The organism is Methylobacterium sp. GC_Met_3 (assembly GCF_026540775.1).
Lineage (GTDB): Bacteria > Pseudomonadota > Alphaproteobacteria > Rhizobiales > Beijerinckiaceae > Methylobacterium.
Window position 1 is genome coordinate 1 of record NZ_JALNUL010000183.1, and the last position, 662, is coordinate 662.

Consider the following 662-nt stretch of genomic DNA (forward strand, 5'->3'; position numbering starts at 1 on the left):
GCGAGGTGTTCAACGGCTTGCGGTTCATCGTGAAGACGGGGGCGCCGTGGCGGTTCATGCCGCACGACCTGCCGCCGTGGGCGGCGGTGTACCAGCAGACGCAGCGCTGGCTGGCTGCGGAGTGCTTCACCGATGTGGCCGGGGATCTACGGGCGGTTCTACGGATGGCAGGGGATCGCAAGCCGGAGCCGTCGGCGGTGATCCTGGACAGCCGGACGCTGCGGTCCTCGCCCGAGAGCGGCGAGCCGGCGGGCTACGACGGGGCCAAGCGCAAGCGCGGTTCGAAGGTGCATCTGGCGGTGGACACGCCAGGCCACGTGGTGGCGCTGCATGTCACCCCGGCCGATGCCGACGATCGCGGCGAGGTCGATCGCCTGACCGGCGCGGTGCAAGCGGAGACGGACGGAAGCGTCGAGACGGGCTTCGTCGATCAGGGCTACACCGGCGCGCGGGCGGCGGACGCGGCCCAGGCGCACGGTATCGCCCTGGAGGTGGTCAAGGCGCCCGAGGCCAAACGCGGGTTTGTCCTGCTGCCGCGTCGCTGGGTGGTGGAGCGGTCCTTCGCCTGGGCGACGCGCTGTCGGCGCCTGGTCAAGGATTACGAGCGTTATGCCAGCACGCTGGCAGGACTTCATATGGTCGCCTTCGTCTGTCTCATGCTG

At 69.9% G+C, this 662-nt stretch carries 1 protein-coding gene; it reads left to right on the forward strand.

All coding sequences use genetic code 11. The features are described 5' to 3' along the window. Positions 1–662, forward strand: a 662-nt coding sequence (locus OXS27_RS32420) for an IS5 family transposase (protein ID WP_267361760.1), incomplete at both ends; no start/stop codon positions are given.